The sequence below is a fragment of the Streptomyces sp. NPDC037242 genome (assembly GCF_055604165.1).
This window is the reverse complement of sequence record NZ_JBVJUY010000038.1, coordinates 62,817-78,498: the sequence shown is the minus strand read 5'-3', so window position 1 is coordinate 78,498 and position 15,682 is coordinate 62,817. Positions and strand designations below refer to the sequence as shown.

The window sequence follows — 15,682 nt, the reverse complement described above, 5'->3', positions numbered from 1 at the left end:
CCCCTTCCCCCCCCCTCCCGCCCCCGGGAGGGCGAGGTACGCCTCCGACTCTCTTCCCTGCCGGCCCCCCGGGGGGTCGTCGTTCCCCCCCCCCCCCCCCCCACCGCGGTTGAACAGGCCGCCGAACACATCGCCCAGGCCGCCGCCGAAGCCGCCGCCCGCGCCGCCGCCCTGCTGCGAGCCGCCGAAGAGGTCGCCGAGGTCGAAGTTGAACGAGCCGCCGCCCGCGCCCGGACCGGGGCGGAAGCCGCCGTTGCCGAACAGCGCGCGGGCCTCGTCGTACTCCTTGCGCTTCTTCGGGTCGCCGAGGATGTCGTTCGCCTCGGAGATCGCCTTGAAGCGCTCCTCGGCCGAGGCGTCGCCCTTGTTGGCGTCCGGGTGGAACTCGCGCGCGAGCTTCCGGTACGCCTTCTTGATCTCGGCCTCGGTGGCGTCCTTCGGGACACCGAGAACCTTGTAGTAGTCCTTCTCCACGAAGTCCTTCGTGCTCATCCCCGGTGTCCCTCCTCTCGTACCTCTACTTGTTCAACTTCAGCCCTTGTCGGGGGCATCCGTGTCCTTGTCCGACGGCGTGTCGGCGTCCGCCGACTCGGACTTGGGGGCCGCGCCCGGCTGGGGCTCGGCCACCGCGACCCGCGCGGGGCGGATCGTACGCTCGCCGATCCGGTACCCCGGCTGCAGGATCGCCACGCAGGTCGTCTCGGTGACGTCCGGCGCGTACGAGTGCATCAGGGCCTCGTGGATCGTCGGGTCGAAGGGCTCGCCCTCCTTGCCGAACTGCTGCAGGCCCATCTTGGCCGCGGCGGTCTCCAGCGATTCGGCCACCGACTTGAAGCCGCCGACCAGCTCGCCATGCTCCCGCGCCCGGCCGATGTCGTCCAGGGTCGGGAGGAGCTCCGTCAGGAGGGACGCGACAGCGATCTCCTTGACGGCGATCCGGTCCCGCTCCACCCGGCGGCGGTAGTTCTGGTACTCCGCCTGGAGCCGCTGGAGGTCCGCGGTGCGCTCACCGAGCGCGGTACGGGTCTGGTCCAGCTGCGCCAGAAGGGCTACATCCGGTGCGCTTGCGTCCCCAGCCGGGGCCGCCGCCTCCTCCTTGGAGGAATCGGCGGCCTTCGGCTCGTCGGGCGTGCCGTCGACGGGGACTTCGGGCTTCTCGTCGAAACCCGGGGTCTCCTCCGACATCAGGCAGCGCCGCCCTTCGGCTTCTCGTCGTCGACGATCTCGGCGTCGACGACGTCGTCAGCGGCGTCGGCCTGCTGGGCACCTTCGGCGCCCGCGGCGCCGGCGGCGCCCTGAGCGGCCTGGGCGTCGGCGTAGATCGCCTGGCCGAGCTTCTGGCTGACCGCCGCGAGCTTCTCGGTCGCCGTGCGGATCTCCGCCGTGTCCTCGCCCTTCAGCGTCTCCTTCAGCTCGGAGACGGCGGACTCGACCTCGGTCTTGACGTCGGCCGGGACCTTGTCCTCGTTGTCCTTGAGGAACTTCTCCGTCTGGTAGACGAGCTGCTCGCCCTGGTTGCGGGACTCGGCCGCCTCCTTGCGACGCAGGTCCTCGTCCGCGTACTGCTCCGCCTCCTGGCGCATGCGGTCGACCTCGTCCTTGCCGAGCGAGGAGCCGCCGGTGACGGTCATCTTCTGCTCCTTGCCCGTGCCAAGGTCCTTGGCCGTGACGTGCATGATGCCGTTCGCGTCGATGTCGAAGGAGACCTCGATCTGCGGGATGCCCCGCGGGGCCGGCGGCAGGCCGGTCAGCTCGAACATGCCGAGCTTCTTGTTGTACGCCGCGATCTCGCGCTCGCCCTGGTAGACCTGGATCTGCACGGACGGCTGGTTGTCCTCGGCCGTCGTGAAGATCTCGGACCGCTTGGTCGGGATCGTGGTGTTGCGCTCGATGAGCTTGGTCATGATGCCGCCCTTGGTCTCGATACCGAGGGACAGCGGGGTCACGTCGAGGAGCAGGACGTCCTTGACCTCACCCTTGAGCACACCGGCCTGGAGGGTGGCGCCGATGGCGACGACCTCGTCCGGGTTGACGCCCTTGTTGGCGTCCTGGCCGCCGGTGAGCTCCTTGACGAGCTCGGCCACGGCCGGCATACGGGTGGAGCCGCCGACCAGGACCACGTGGTCGATCTCGGACAGCGCGATGCCGGCGTCCTTGATGACGTTGTGGAACGGGGTCTTGCAGCGGTCGAGCAGGTCCGAGGTCAGCTGCTGGAACTGGGCGCGGGTGAGCTTCTCGTCCAGGTGCAGCGGGCCCTCGGCGGAAGCCGTGATGTAGGGCAGGTTGATCGAGGTCTCCGTGGAGGAGGACAGCTCGATCTTCGCCTTCTCGGCGGCCTCGCGCAGACGCTGGAGCGCCATCTTGTCCTTGGACAGGTCGACGCCGTGGCCGTTGGCGAACTGCTTCACGAGGTAGTCGACGACGCGCTGGTCCCAGTCGTCGCCACCGAGGTGGTTGTCACCGTTGGTGGCCTTGACCTCGACGACACCGTCGCCGATCTCCAGGAGCGACACGTCGAAGGTGCCGCCACCGAGGTCGAAGACGAGAATGGTCTGGTCGTCCTTGTCGAGGCCGTAGGCCAGGGCGGCGGCCGTCGGCTCGTTCACGATGCGCAGGACGTTCAGGCCCGCGATCTCGCCGGCCTCCTTCGTCGCCTGGCGCTCGGAGTCGTTGAAGTAGGCCGGGACGGTGATGACCGCGTCCGTGACCTTCTCGCCCAGGTACGCCTCGGCGTCGCGCTTCAGCTTCTGCAGGATGAAGGCGCTCATCTGCTGCGGGTTGAAGTCCTTGCCATCCAGGTTGATCTTCCAGTCAGTGCCCATGTGGCGCTTGACGGAGCGGATGGTCCGGTCCACGTTCGTGACCGCCTGGCGCTTGGCCACCTCGCCGACGAGGACCTCGCCGTTCTTGGCGAAGGCGACGACGGACGGCGTGGTCCTGGCGCCCTCGGCGTTGGTGATGACGGTGGGCTCGCCGCCTTCCAGAACGCTGACGACGGAGTTAGTGGTGCCCAGGTCGATGCCGACCGCACGTGCCATTTTGATTCCTCCAGCTGACTTGAGTGGAACAGACTCAAGGATGCCCCACCGCCGCGCCGCCGTCAACAGACCTGAGTCGGGCCGACTCAACCTTTAGGCTCCCCTTACGCGCAACCACACCCCCCGGGGGGCGGCGGCGCAGCCGAACGGGGCACGCCCGCCGCGCGCCACCCGCACCCCGCCGGAGGCGTACGGCACGGTGCTGGCATGCCGCTCACTCTCACCGCCCCGCGCGTCCGGGTACCCGCCGCACCGCCGGCCAAGCGGCTCCTCGACCTCCTCGGGGCGGCGGCCCTGCTGCTCCCGCTCGGCCCGCCGCTGGCGGTCGTGGCGGGGCTGCTGTACGTGACCCAGGGCGGGCGGCCCTTCGTACGGGAGCCCGCCGCGGGCCTGGCCGGGCGGCCGTTTCGGACCTGGCGGCTGCGGACGGCCGCGGCGGGCCGCCTCGGCGCGGCCGCGGAGCGGTGCGCCCTGGACGCGCTGCCGCAGCTGCTCAACGTGGTCCGGGGCGAGATGTCCCTGGTCGGGCCGCGCCCGGAGCCCCGTACCGACCGGCCCGAGCGGCTCCTCGTACGGCCCGGGATGACCGGGCTGTGGCAGGTGAGTGCCCGCTCGGACCTGCCCTGGGAGGAGATGGACCTGCTGGACCGGCACTATGTGGAGAACCACTGGCTCGGGATGGATCTGGCGATCCTCGCGCAGACCCCGCGGGCCGCCTGGCGACAGAGGCGAGCCTGAGCGACGCAGATCACCGCGCGCTCGGCTACATTGCGGCGTCGGGACTGGGTAACCTCAAGCCTTGACTGGATAAGTTACCGCTTAGTAAGTGCCGCCCGAGGAGCCCTTCCATGCAACTCGCCGCGATCATCGTGTCGCTGGTCCTGACCGTGCCCGGCGTCGCGCTGCTCGCCCGAGCCGTGGCGAAGATCTACCGGTTCGTCAAGCTCGGCCAGCCCGTCCCCGCAGGCAGCCGAACGGACCGGCCGAAGGCCCGTACCCTCACCCTGATCAGGGAGTTCCTCGGCCACAGCCGGATGAACCAGTGGGGGATCATCGGCTTCGCCCACTGGTTCGTGGCCATCGGCTTCCTGACGCTGCCGCCCACCCTGGTCCAGGCGTACGGGCAGCTGTTCAAGGCCGACTGGCTGCTGCCGCTCGTCGGCGACTGGCTGCCCTTCGAGCTCTACACCGAGCTCATCGGCCTGATGACCGTCGTCGGCATCGTCATCCTGATCGCGATCCGGATGCTCAGCCTCCCCTCGCGGGCAGGTCGCAAGTCGCGCTTCGCCGGCTCGAAGTCCGGGCAGGCGTACTTCGTCGAGACCGTGATCATCACCATCGGCCTCGCGATCCTGACGCTGCGCGGTCTTGAGGGTGCGATCCACCACGTCGACAGCTACCAGCCGGCGTACCTCGCCTCGTACCCGCTGGTGCTGGCCTTCAAGGGCCTCTCGCTCGGCGCGCTGCAGAACGCCATCTACTTCACCGCGATGGTCAAGATCAGCGTCTCGCTGATCTGGATGATCGTGGTCGGCCTCAACACCAACATGGGTGTGGCCTGGCACCGCTTCCTCGCCTTCCCGAACATCTGGTTCAAGCGCAAGGCCGACGGCTCCACCGCGCTCGGCGCCCTGCAGCCCATGACCAGCGGCGGCAAGGTCATCGACTTCGAGGACCCGGGCGAGGACGACGTCTTCGGCGTCTCCCAGGTCGAGCAGTTCTCCTGGAAGGGCATCCTCGACTTCTCCACGTGCACCGAGTGCGGCCGCTGCCAGTCGCAGTGCCCCGCCTGGAACACGGGCAAGCCGCTGTCCCCGAAGCTCCTGATCATGTCGCTGCGCGACCACGCGCACGCCAAGGCCCCGTACCTGCTGGCCGGTGGCGGCAAGGACATGGAGGGCAACGAGAAGGCGACGGCCGAGCAGCTGAAGGACGTCCCGGCCGAGGCCCTCGCCGAGGCGGAGCGCCCGCTGATCGGGACCGCCGAGGAGAACGGCGTCATCGACCCGGACGTGCTGTGGTCCTGCACCACCTGCGGTGCGTGCGTGGAGCAGTGCCCGGTCGACATCGAGCACATCGACCACATCGTCGACATGCGCCGCTACCAGGTGATGATCGAGAGCGCGTTCCCGTCCGAGGCGGGCACGATGCTCAAGAACCTGGAGAAGAAGGGCAACCCCTGGGGCCTGGCCAAGAAGCAGCGGGTGGAGTGGACGAAGGAGGTCGACTTCGAGGTCCCGATCATCGGGAAGGACGCGGAGGACCTCTCCGAGTTCGACTACCTGTACTGGGTCGGCTGCGCGGGCGCCCTGGAGGACCGGGCCAAGAAGACGACGAAGGCCTTCGCCGAGCTGCTCAACATCGCGGGCGTCAAGTTCGCGATCATGGGCGGTGACGAGAAGTGCACCGGTGACTCCCCGCGCCGCCTGGGCAACGAGCCGCTGTTCCAGCAGCTCGCCCAGGAGAACGTGGCCATGCTGAACATGGCCTTCGGCGAGGACGACGAGGACGAGTCGACGAAGAAGCCGAAGTCGGCGAAGCGGATCGTCTCGACCTGCCCGCACTGCTTCAACACCATCGCGAACGAGTACCCGCAGCTGGGCGGCGAGTACGAGGTCATCCACCACACGCAGCTGCTCCAGCACCTGATCGACGAGGGCCGGCTGACCCCGGTCACCCCGGTCGACGGGCTGATCACGTACCACGACCCCTGCTACCTGGGCCGGCACAACAAGGTCTACACGCCGCCGCGCGAGATCATGTCGGCCGTGCCGGGGCTGCGGCAGCAGGAGATGCACCGCCACAAGGAGCGGGGCTTCTGCTGCGGCGCCGGTGGCGCGCGGATGTGGATGGAGGAGCGGATCGGCAAGCGCATCAACAACGAGCGCGTCGACGAGGCCCTGTCCCTGAACCCGGACATCGTCTCGACGGCCTGCCCGTTCTGCCTGGTGATGCTGACCGACTCGGTGAACGGCAAGAAGAACGACGGCCAGGCCAAGGAGCACGTGCAGGTCGTGGACGTGGCGCAGCTGCTGCTGGACTCGGTGAAGACGCCGGAGCCGGTGGGCGCGCCCGCGGCCGCGGCCGACGGGGCTGAGGCGGAGGCGGAGGCGGAAGCGTCCGGCGAGGCCGGGGCGAAGTAGCCCGTACGACGCGAGAACGGCCGGTCCCCCGCGCGGGGGCCGGCCGTTTCGTATGTGCGCGTGCGTCAGGCGCGGTTGCGCCGCAGCATGGCGAAGCCCAGTCCCGCGGCGCCCACGGCGGCCATCCCGCCACCGGCGGCCAGCAGCAGCGGGGTGTCGGCCTCCGGCGTCGCCGCGCCCTCGGCGCCTGCCTTCACGCCGCCCTTGGGGACGATCTTGTGACCGGAGACGGTGCCGGTGGCGGGCTTGGTGGGCTTCTCGTCCCGGACGGTGTACTTCTCGATGAGCTTGCCGTCGAAGCCGTAGACCCAGCTGTTGCCGCCGTTCCTGCCGTCGATGACGACGAACTTCGTGCGGTGGCCGTCCTGGACGATCTTGTACGTCCAGCCGTCGTTCTGCGCGGTCGGGTTCTTGAGGTCGACCGTGCCCAGCAGGTTGCCGTTCGGCATGGAGAGCTCGACGCGCTTGCCCTTCGGGCCGTCGACCAGCTTCGCGATGCGCCCGTCGGGCATGGTGATCCGTACCGAGGTCTCCTTCTTGACCTGCGGCTTCGGCTTCGGCTTCGGCTTCTCGACGGGCTTCGGCGCGCCCTCGATCCACGAGGTCACGGTGCCGTTGGGCTGGAGGACGACGTGCATGCCGTTGTTCTGGCCGTAGGCCGGGGAGCCGCCCTTGCTGACCAGGGTGTCCAGCTTGGTCGGGCCGTCGAAGATCTCGGCCTCGAAGTGGTCGTCGCTGATCTTGTAGACCTTGGCGACCGTGCCGTCGGCCAGCTTCACGGTGGTGACGAACGCGCGCGGGCCGGGCTTCACGGGGGGCGTGGTGGGCCGGACCGAGGGGTCGAGGGACGGGTCCACGGACGGCTCGACGGACGGCTCCACCGACGGCTCGACGGAGGGCTCCACCGACGGGTCCACCGTCGGCTGCTCGATGCCGGGCAGGACCTCGGCGTCCGGGCCGGCCGGGGAGGCCGCGAAGGCGGACCCGACCGGGAGGGCCATGACGGCGGCCGCGCCGGCGACGACGGCGGCGGTACGGAGGGTGGTGCGGCGCATGTGGGGGGCTCTTCTCGTTCGACGGGCGGCGGCGACGAATACGAAGCTACGGGTCCGATATGTGCGTATTCCGTCGGTGATGTAACGAAGGGCCGCAGACTGCCCCGCAGCCAGGTAAACCACCCCGAGAACGCCCCTCGGGTACCCCCTAGGGGATGTCACAGGTCAGACGCAAAGGGTGCTTATTCCGGCCGCCCGTCCACCGGGCCCCGCCGGAGCGGGTACTTTCGATCACGTGGCTGGATTCAGGATCGGACGGGGCCGGGACAACAACCGCACCCCGCAACAACCCCCGCAGCAGCAGCCGTACGGTCAGCAGCAACCGCCGTACGGCAGGCAGCCCTACCCGCCCGCCGGTCCCCCGGCGGCCCCTCAGCAGCAGTGGCCGCAGCAGGCCGGGGACCACGGCGAGCCCGAGTACTTCGACCCGTACGGACACGGGCAGGGGCACGGGTACGCGCAGGGGCACCAGGGCGGGCACCCGGGCGGGCACCAAGGGGGGCACCAGGGCTCGTACGCGAGCGACAACCCGGGGCACACCCAGGCCTTCGCCTACGGCGAGGACCCCTACAGCCAGGGCGCGACGTACCACGCGGGCGCGTCGGCGGCCGCGCCGACGGGTCCGCGGCTGCCGTGGAAGGAACTGATCCGGGGCATCGTGATGCGCCCGGGGCCGACCTTCCTTCAGATGCGCGACTACGCCGTCTGGGGGCCGGCGCTGATCGTCACCTTCCTCTACGGCCTGCTCGCGGTCTTCGGCCTCGACGACGCCCGCAAGGACGTCATCAACGCGACCCTGGCCAAGGCCGTGCCGATCGTGCTGTCGGCGGGCGTGGCCTTCGTGATCTGCGGCCTGGTCCTGGGCGCGGTCACGCACACGCTGGCCCGCCAGCTGGGCGGCGACGGGGCGTGGCAGCCGACGGTGGGCCTGTCGATGCTGGTCATGACCCTCACGGACGCACCGCGACTGCTGTTCGCGGTGTTCCTCGGCGGCGACAACATGTTCGTGCAGGTGCTGGGCTGGGCCACCTGGCTGGCGGCGGGCGCGCTGTTCACCTCGCTGGTCAGCAAGTCGCACGACCTGCCGTGGCCGAAGGCGCTGGGCGCGTCGGCCATCCAGCTGGTCGCCCTGCTGTCGATCATCAAGCTGGGCACGATCTAGAACGCACGCGAAGGGGCCCGCCGCGCGAGACTGCGCGGCGGGCCCCTTCGCATTCGCCTTCGACATCTCTCAGGCGTCGAGAACCTGACCCTCGCGCTTCACGACGGGCGGCTCGACCGACCAGGGGAAGTTGACCCACTCGTCGGTCTTCTTCCAGACGTACTCGCACTTCACGAGCGAGTGCGACTTCTCGTAGATGACGGCGGAGCGCACCTCGGCGACGTGCCCGAGGCAGAAGTCGTGCACCAGCTTGAGCGTCTTGCCGGTGTCGGCGACGTCGTCCGCGATCAGCACCTTCTTGTCGGTGAAGTCGATCGCCTCGGGCACGGGCGCCAGCATGACCGGCATTTCGAGGGTCGTACCGACTCCCGTGTAGAACTCCACGTTCACGAGGTGGATGTTCTTGCAGTCGAGCGCGTACGCCAGACCGCCGGCGACGAAGACCCCGCCGCGGGCGATGCTGAGGATGATGTCGGGCTCGTAGCCGTCGTCGGCGATGGTCTGCGCGAGCTCGCGCACGGCCCGCCCGAATCCCTCGTAGTCGAGGTTCTCGCGTACTCCGTCACTCATGCTTCGTGCCTCACCTGGGTGCGGTGGAAGTTCTGGAAGGACCGCGAGGCGGTCGGCCCGCGCTGGCCCTGGTACCGGGACCCGTACCGGTCGCTGCCGTACGGGAACTCCGCGGGCGAGCTGAGCCGGAACATGCACAGCTGCCCGATCTTCATGCCCGGCCAGAGCTTGATCGGCAGCGTGGCGAGGTTCGACAGCTCCAGCGTCACGTGGCCCGAGAAACCGGGGTCGATGAAACCGGCGGTCGAATGCGTCACCAGGCCGAGGCGGCCCAGGCTGGACTTCCCCTCCAGTCTGGAGGCAATGTCGTCGGGCAGCGAGATGACCTCGTACGTCGAGGCGAGCACGAACTCACCCGGATGAAGGATGAAGGCCTCGTCCCCCTCGGGCTCGACGAGCCGGGTCAGGTCGGCCTGCTCGATCGCGGGGTCGATGTGCGCGTAGCGGTGGTTCTCGAAGACCCTGAAGAACCGGTCGAGGCGTACATCGATGCTGGAGGGCTGCACCATCGACTCGTCGAAGGGGTCGATGTGCACCCGTCCGTTGTCGATCTCGGCCCGGATGTCTTTGTCAGAGAGAAGCACGTCCCGAGGATACGCAGAGCGCGCGGGCCGCCCCAATCGAGGCGGGCCCCCGCGCGCCCCCTGGCGCTAGCGCTTGACCGCTGCTCCCACGGGCACGGCGTGCCTGAGCCGCGCGCACCGCGGACACCGCAGCAGCCGCCCCGGCCCGATCCGGCCGGCACCGAGGTGCTGCAGCGGGAACGAGGCGGTACTGAACACGTGCCCTTCGGCACAACGGACGACGGTGTGCTCCATCGAGTCCCTTTCCCCAACGAGCTGTACTGCGACGAATCGCCACATTAGGGGATGATCGGGACCCACTCCAGCCACCACTCCGCTCCCCCAAGGTACGCCCCAACTCCCGCCCCCACGAGCCTCCGTGCACCCCACACATGACAACGACCCCCGGGCAAATTCACCGGAGGTCGATCATGGGGTAGAGTGTGCAACGCTAAGGCTCCAGGCAACTGGAACGCCGTGCGGATGTAGTTTAATGGTAGAACATGAGCTTCCCAAGCTTATAGCGCGGGTTCGATTCCCGTCATCCGCTCTTGCAAGAAGGCCCGGGTCACCGACCTGGGCCTTCTTCGTTCCTCCGAACAGCCTTCGGAGGAATTGGAATTGGCGCGCCACTCGGGACGCGCTACTTCGTCTGTGGCGCGAGGTGGAGGGTGAAGCGGGCGCCGCCGCGTGGACTGGTGGCGACGTCGAGGGTGCCGCCGTGGGCGTGGGCGACCCAGGAAGCGATGGAGAGGCCGAGGCCACTGGAGCCGGAGGCGGAGCCGCTGCGGAAACGCTGAAAGAGCGAGTCGGCCAGTTCCCGGGGTACGCCCGGCCCTGCGTCGTCGACGGTCAGCGTGCCGTCGGCGGTCACGGTGAGCTCGACCTCCGCAGGCCGGCCGGGGGCGTGGCCGTGGACGAGGGCGTTGCCGAGCAGGTTGGCCACCGCCCGCCGCAGGAGGTCGGGATCCGCGACCACGACGACCGGTTCGGTGCGTACGGTCACGCGGTGCCCGCCGGTCTCGGTGTCGTCGACGACCGCTTCGACGAGCTGGTCCAGGCGCATGGGCTGGCGGTCCGGGGCGCTGACGCCTGCCGCCATCCGGGCGCGGGTGAGCAGGCCGTCGATGAGGTCGCCCATCCGGTCCGCCAGACGCACGGTCCTTTCCAGCGCGGCGTCCCGGCTGGCGTCGTCGCGCAGTGCGGTCTCCGCGAGGATGCGCAGCGAGGCGGCCGGGGTACGCAGGTCATGGGCCGCATCAGCGAGGAACTCCTCCTGCTGGCGCAGTGCCGTCAGCGCGGGTCGGATCGCGCGTCCGGAGAGCAGGTGTCCGGCCGCGGCGGACAGGGCCACCAGGCCGGCGCAGCCGCCGATCAGGAGCAGCGTCAGCCGACGGTGCGCGGCCTGGTCCGCGGACATGTCCGCTGCTGCGACCAGCGCGCCCTCCGGTGCTGCACCGTCGGCTGCCGTGTAAGGCTCGGCAACCAGCCGGATCTCCTGGCCTTCCTCGCTCAGGACGTCGATGGCGATCGCCTCTCCCTCTTTCACGGCTGCGGCGGCCGCCTCCTCGATGTCCTCGTTCTGCGGCCCTACGCAGGCCTGGCGCGGCTGGTAGACGATGGCGGGCTTGTTCGCCGTCGTGGCCACCACGGTGAGCAGTGGGCACTCGGTCTCGATCCCTTCTTCCAGGGCCTGGACGTCGAGTTTGCCGTTCTCGTCGGTGCCCAGCAGCGGGATCGCCCGGCTGGTCTGGAGGTTGAGTGAGTCGTCGAGCCGGTTGCGCCAGGAGTTGTCGTCCGTGCGGATGGCGAATGCCGCGAGGGCGATCAGCCCGACCGCGCTGGTCAGGGTGAACAGAGCGGTGAGCCGTCGGCGCAGCCGGCGGGCGCGGGCCTCGGCGGCCGTCATGCGCGGCCGGTGGTGAGTGGTGCCAGGCGGTAGCCCACTCCTCGGACGGTGTGGATCAGCGGTGGGTCGCCGAGCTTGCGGCGGAGCTGGGAGACCAGTACCTCGACGACGTTGGAGCTCGGCTCGGCCATCTCGTCCCAGCACTTCTCGATCAGCTCGGCGCGCGGTACGGCCTGGTCCTCCCGGGCGGCGAGGAGTTCCAGCACGGCGAACTCCTTGCTGGTCAGGACCAGCAGCACGCCGCCCCGGTGCACCTGCCGGCGGGCGGTGTCGATCTCCAGGTCGGCGATGTGCCGCACCGGTGGCCGGGCTGCCCCCGCCCGTCGGCACAGGTTGTGCACCCGGGCCACCAGCTCGGGCACGGCGAACGGCTTGACCAGGTAGTCGTCGCCGCCTACGGCGAACCCCGCGACCCGGTCGGCGACGGTGTCGCGGGCAGTGAGAAACAGCACCGGAACGGTCCGCCCGGCGCGCCGCAGCTTGTCCACGTAGTCGATGGCGTCTCCGGAGGGCAGGGTCCGGTCGAACACCACGCAGTCGTACTCGGTGACGAAAAGTGCCTCGTCGGCGGCCGGCAGATCGGCGACCTCGTCGACGGCCAGCCCCTCGGAGCGCAGCGCCGCGGACACCGCGAACCGCAGATCGTCGTCGTCCTCGACCACCAGTACTCGCACGGCGGTCAGGATAGCCCCGCCCGTCAGGCAGGCCCCGGGCCCGTCCTCATCAAATCCTCAGGTTCCCTCAGGGACCATCCATCCAGGTCACAGCGGAATCGAACACGCGGCGACTTGAGACACCCCCGGGCGTGGACCCCCCACCCCCACCCGGCTCCACGTCCGGGGGGCAGGCCGCAGGCGGCCGCCTCCCTGCTCTGCGGCACCGGCTTGGACGCCCGTGCCCTGCGCGCGCCGTGAACCGGCGCCGACCAGTCCCGACGGAGTACTCCCATGAACCACCCGGCCCTCAAGCGCGGCAGCCTGATCCTGGCCCTGGCCGCACTCGCCGCGACGGCACTCGCCGGCTGCGGCCCGGCCAGTGATGACGCACGCCCGCCCGGCGCCGGCGCCGTATCCGTCGATCCTGCCGGGCAGCGCGAGCTGCAGGGCTTCTACCGGCAGAAGCTGTCCTGGACGCGATGCGGTGAGCTGCAGTGCGCCACGCTGACCGTCCCCATGGACTACGCACACCCCGAGGACGGACGGACGTTCACCCTGCCGCTGGCCAAGGCCGTCACGGCGGACCCCGCCGGGCGCATCGGATCGCTGGTCTTCAACCCCGGAGGCCCGGGCGAATCCGGGGTCGACCAGCTGAAATCCGGCGGGCTGTCGTCCTTCAGCGAGCGGGCCCGCGCCCGCTTCGACATCGTCGGCTTCGATCCGCGCGGCGTGGCCGGCAGCAAGCCGGCCGTCGACTGCGGGTCCTCGGACCCCGCCGCCGAGGACCAGCCGATATCCGGTGCCGGCGACACGTCGACGAGTCTGTATCCGAAGACCGACGCCGAACGTCACGCCGCGCTCACCGACGCCGAACGCCAGAGCGCCGCCTGCAAGGCCCGCAGCGGCGCGATCCTGCCGCATGTCGGCACCCTGGACGCCGCCCGCGACATGGACGTACTGCGCGCCGCCCTCGGTGACGACAAGCTCACCTACCTCGGCTGGTCCTACGGCACCTACCTCGGCACGGTCTACGGCGAGCTGTTCCCGCGCCGGGTCCGCGCCCTCGTCCTCGACGCCGCGGCCGACCCCGCACTCGACTGGTCCGAGGCCGCCCTCCAGCAGGCCACGGGCTTCCGGAAGTCAGTGGAGGACTACGCCGGGCAATGCGCCTCCGTGGTGGAGGACGCCTGCCCCGCCGCCACCCCGGACGGCATCCGCACGGTGATCACCGACCTGTACGTGCGGGTTTCCAAGCGCCCGCTGCGCATCAAGGGCACCGAAGAGCGGCTCGACCAGGCCATGCTGCACACCGCCGTCAGCATGTCGATGTACTCGCCCGAGTCCCAGTGGCAGCCCCTGTCCGAGGCGCTTCGCGCCGCACAGCAGGGCGACGGGACGAAACTCGCCGAGATCGTGGACCCCGGTATATCGGCTCAGGACGACAGCTCCGACAGCTCCGGATCCGATCCCGGCGCCACCGACGACCAGCCCCCGGGCAACTCCTCCGACGCCCTCATCGCCGTCAACTGCCTCGACCAGCCGCACCCCAGGGATCCTCAGCCCTACTGGGACCTGCTCGACCGGGCGAACAGCGAGGCCGGCGCCTTCGGCACCTCCAACGTCCTCGCCGAGCTCATCTGCAAGGACTGGCCCGCCGGAGCGCAGAAGCCGCACCGCGTCCAGGCCGAGGGCCTCCCCCCGGCCCTGGTCGTCGGCACCACCGGCGACCCGGCCACGCCCTACGAGTGGTCGAAGAACCTCGCCGCCCAGCTGCCCGGCGGCATGCTGCTCACCTTCCGGGGTCCGGGCCACACCGCGTACGGCCGCAGCGCCTGCGTCACCGACGCCGTGGACGCCTACCTGCTCGACCTCAAGCCGGTCCCGGACGGGAAGACCTGCTGAACAGCCACCTCACAGCTCGAACGTACCACTGGAGACCCTCCGTATGCCCACCGATCTGACCCCGGACTCCTCGCTCGCGCGGGCGGTCTTCCAGCCGTTGCAGCCCGACGACCCGGGCGAAGTGGGCGGCTACCGGCTGCACGCCCGGCTCGGGGCCGGCGGGATGGGGCGGGTCTACCTGTCGTACACACCCGGCGGCCGGCCGGTGGCCCTGAAGACGGTCCGGCCGGAGTTCGCACAGGACCCGGAGTTCCGGCGGCGGTTCGCGCACGAAGTGGCCAACGCCCGGCGGATCCACGGGCTGTACACCGCGCAGGTGATCGACTCCGGTGCGGACGCCGAGGTGCCCTGGCTGGCCACCGCGTACGTGCCGGGCCCGTCGCTGCAGCAGGTGGTACGGGAACACGGCGCGCTGCCGGTGCGCACGGTGCTGCTCCTGATGGGCGGGGTCGCGGAGGCACTGCAGGCGATCCACGGCGTCGGGGTGGTGCACCGGGATCTCAAGCCCGCCAACGTGCTGCTCGCGGCCGACGGACCGCGCGTGATCGACTTCGGCATCGCCCGCGCGGCCGACGCCGTCGCGCTGACCGGCACCGGGTTCCGGATCGGCTCCCCCGCCTTCATGGCACCCGAGCAGGCCCTGGGCCGGCCGGCCACCCCCGCGACGGACGTCTTCGCGCTGGGCGCGCTGGCAGCCTACGTAGCGGGCGGCACCCCGCCGTTCGGTGAGGGGCCGGAAACCGCGGTGCTGTACCGCGTGGTGAACGAGCGACCCGGTCTCGACCGCGTCCCGGGCGACCTGCGCGCGCTGCTGCTGCGCTGCCTGGCGAAGCGGCCCGAGGACCGGCCGACTCCCTCCGAGATCATCGAGGCCGCCCGCACCCACCCCGCCGTGGGCGGGCAGTTGCGCTTCGCCGACGACTGGCTGCCCACGGGGGTCAGCACCGACATCACCCGCCGCTGCGACCTGCGGCAGCACCTTCCCACGGCCGTCTCCCCCGCCTCCGTTCCCGCCCAGGCACCGCCCGGCTCCTTCGGCGCCCCGCACCCCCCGACCCGGATGTCGACCGCCCTGCTGCCCACACCGCCGGCGACCGTTGCCGCTCCGGCGCCACCCGAGCAGACCAAGCCCCACCGCCGTCGCCGCAAGGGCGCGTCCTGGAAGACGGTGCTCGTGGTGGCGCTGGTGATGGCGCTCGGCGGCGCGGTCGGCGGCGTGTTTCTCGTCATCAAAGCCGACCAGACCCTCGAAGACACGGAATCGTCCGACGACACCAGCCCCGACGCGGCGGCGAGCACGGCCACGTACGCCGTGGCGTACACCGAGACGGTCCTGACCGCACCCGACGACTCCTACGACTTCGACATCACCACCGGCACGCTCACACCCGCACGGTCCACCCCGTGGGCCGTGGGGCACGACGCCGACGGGTTCCTGAGCCCGTCGGACAGCGACGCCTCCATCACCCCCAGCGGCCGGCCGACCCCGGCCGAATGCTCGACGGCCATCGACCAGCAACCGGCGACGGCCCTCGCCTTCGGCGACCTGCCGGCCGGACACGCCTTCTGTGTGCGCTCACGGAGCACTCACGACATCGCGATCGTGCGAGTGATCACCGTGGCCGACAGCGGTCCGGTGACGATCTCGATGGACTACTACCGCAACGGCAACTGACTGTCGTGC

Annotated in this window: 12 protein-coding genes, 1 tRNA gene and 1 pseudogene; 6 read left to right on the top strand and 8 right to left on the bottom strand. The window is 70.3% G+C overall.

What is annotated here, in order from left to right; genetic code table 11:
• Window positions 1–68: 68 nt before the first annotated feature.
• The 3 genes and pseudogenes from ACZ7GJ_RS33100 to dnaK all read right to left on the bottom strand — a co-directional run.
• Window positions 69–492 (bottom strand): annotated as a pseudogene (locus tag ACZ7GJ_RS33100) (DnaJ domain-containing protein); the annotation flags it as partial.
• Window positions 493–531: 39 nt separating this feature from the next.
• Window positions 532–1,185, bottom strand: coding sequence for a nucleotide exchange factor GrpE (gene grpE / locus ACZ7GJ_RS33095; protein WP_470756938.1), 654 nt, complete (start codon window positions 1,183–1,185; stop codon window positions 532–534).
• Complete coding sequence (gene dnaK / locus ACZ7GJ_RS33090) at window positions 1,185–3,038, bottom strand: molecular chaperone DnaK (RefSeq protein WP_470756936.1); 1,854 nt, start codon at window positions 3,036–3,038, stop codon at window positions 1,185–1,187. The genes grpE and dnaK overlap by 1 nt, the downstream gene beginning before the upstream one ends.
• Window positions 3,039–3,245: 207 nt before the next feature.
• On the opposite strand from dnaK, the gene ACZ7GJ_RS33085 reads away from it, so the two are divergent.
• Together ACZ7GJ_RS33085 and ACZ7GJ_RS33080 are read left to right on the top strand one after the other, a co-directional pair.
• Window positions 3,246–3,776: a sugar transferase gene (locus ACZ7GJ_RS33085; protein ID WP_470756934.1), complete on the top strand. Its 531-nt coding sequence runs from the start codon at window positions 3,246–3,248 to the stop codon at window positions 3,774–3,776.
• 110 nt (window positions 3,777–3,886) lie between these two features.
• A complete protein-coding gene (locus ACZ7GJ_RS33080; protein ID WP_470756932.1) occupies window positions 3,887–6,181 on the top strand; it encodes a (Fe-S)-binding protein in 2,295 nt (764 codons plus the stop codon).
• 65 nt (window positions 6,182–6,246) lie between these two features.
• Here the strand turns inward: ACZ7GJ_RS33080 and ACZ7GJ_RS33075 are convergent, their stop codons facing one another.
• The gene (locus ACZ7GJ_RS33075) at window positions 6,247–7,236 is read right to left on the bottom strand and encodes a hypothetical protein (protein WP_470756930.1); all 990 of its coding nucleotides are present in this window, start codon (window positions 7,234–7,236) and stop codon (window positions 6,247–6,249) included.
• Window positions 7,237–7,471: 235 nt separating this feature from the next.
• On the opposite strand from ACZ7GJ_RS33075, the gene ACZ7GJ_RS33070 reads away from it, so the two are divergent.
• Window positions 7,472–8,398, top strand: coding sequence for a Yip1 family protein (locus ACZ7GJ_RS33070; RefSeq protein ID WP_470756928.1), 927 nt, complete (start codon window positions 7,472–7,474; stop codon window positions 8,396–8,398).
• A 69-nt stretch (window positions 8,399–8,467) separates the two neighbouring features.
• On the opposite strand, the gene ACZ7GJ_RS33065 is transcribed toward ACZ7GJ_RS33070, so the two are convergent.
• Together ACZ7GJ_RS33065 and dcd are read right to left on the bottom strand one after the other, a co-directional pair.
• On the bottom strand, window positions 8,468–8,968 hold the full coding sequence (locus ACZ7GJ_RS33065; RefSeq protein ID WP_470756926.1) for a phosphoribosyltransferase: 501 nt from the start codon (window positions 8,966–8,968) through the stop codon (window positions 8,468–8,470).
• Complete coding sequence (gene dcd, locus ACZ7GJ_RS33060; protein WP_470756924.1) at window positions 8,965–9,552, bottom strand: dCTP deaminase; 588 nt, start codon at window positions 9,550–9,552, stop codon at window positions 8,965–8,967. The genes ACZ7GJ_RS33065 and dcd overlap by 4 nt, the downstream gene beginning before the upstream one ends.
• A 458-nt stretch (window positions 9,553–10,010) precedes the next feature.
• Here dcd and ACZ7GJ_RS33055 point away from each other — a divergent pair.
• Window positions 10,011–10,081: transfer RNA gene (locus tag ACZ7GJ_RS33055), tRNA-Gly, on the top strand.
• A 93-nt stretch (window positions 10,082–10,174) separates the two neighbouring features.
• Here the strand turns inward: ACZ7GJ_RS33055 and ACZ7GJ_RS33050 are convergent.
• On the bottom strand, window positions 10,175–11,440 hold the full coding sequence (locus ACZ7GJ_RS33050) for a sensor histidine kinase (protein ID WP_470756922.1): 1,266 nt from the start codon (window positions 11,438–11,440) through the stop codon (window positions 10,175–10,177).
• Window positions 11,437–12,114, bottom strand: a complete 678-nt coding sequence (locus tag ACZ7GJ_RS33045) for a response regulator transcription factor (protein ID WP_470756920.1) — start codon at window positions 12,112–12,114, stop codon at window positions 11,437–11,439. The genes ACZ7GJ_RS33050 and ACZ7GJ_RS33045 overlap by 4 nt, the downstream gene beginning before the upstream one ends.
• 273 nt (window positions 12,115–12,387) lie before the next feature.
• On the opposite strand from ACZ7GJ_RS33045, the gene ACZ7GJ_RS33040 reads away from it, so the two are divergent.
• Entirely contained in the window at window positions 12,388–13,998 is a 1,611-nt protein-coding gene (locus ACZ7GJ_RS33040; RefSeq protein ID WP_470756918.1) for an alpha/beta hydrolase, read from the top strand.
• Between the two features lie 43 nt (window positions 13,999–14,041).
• A complete protein-coding gene (locus ACZ7GJ_RS33035) occupies window positions 14,042–15,673 on the top strand; it encodes a serine/threonine-protein kinase (protein ID WP_470756916.1) in 1,632 nt (543 codons plus the stop codon).
• The last annotated feature ends 9 nt before the right edge of the window (window positions 15,674–15,682 follow it).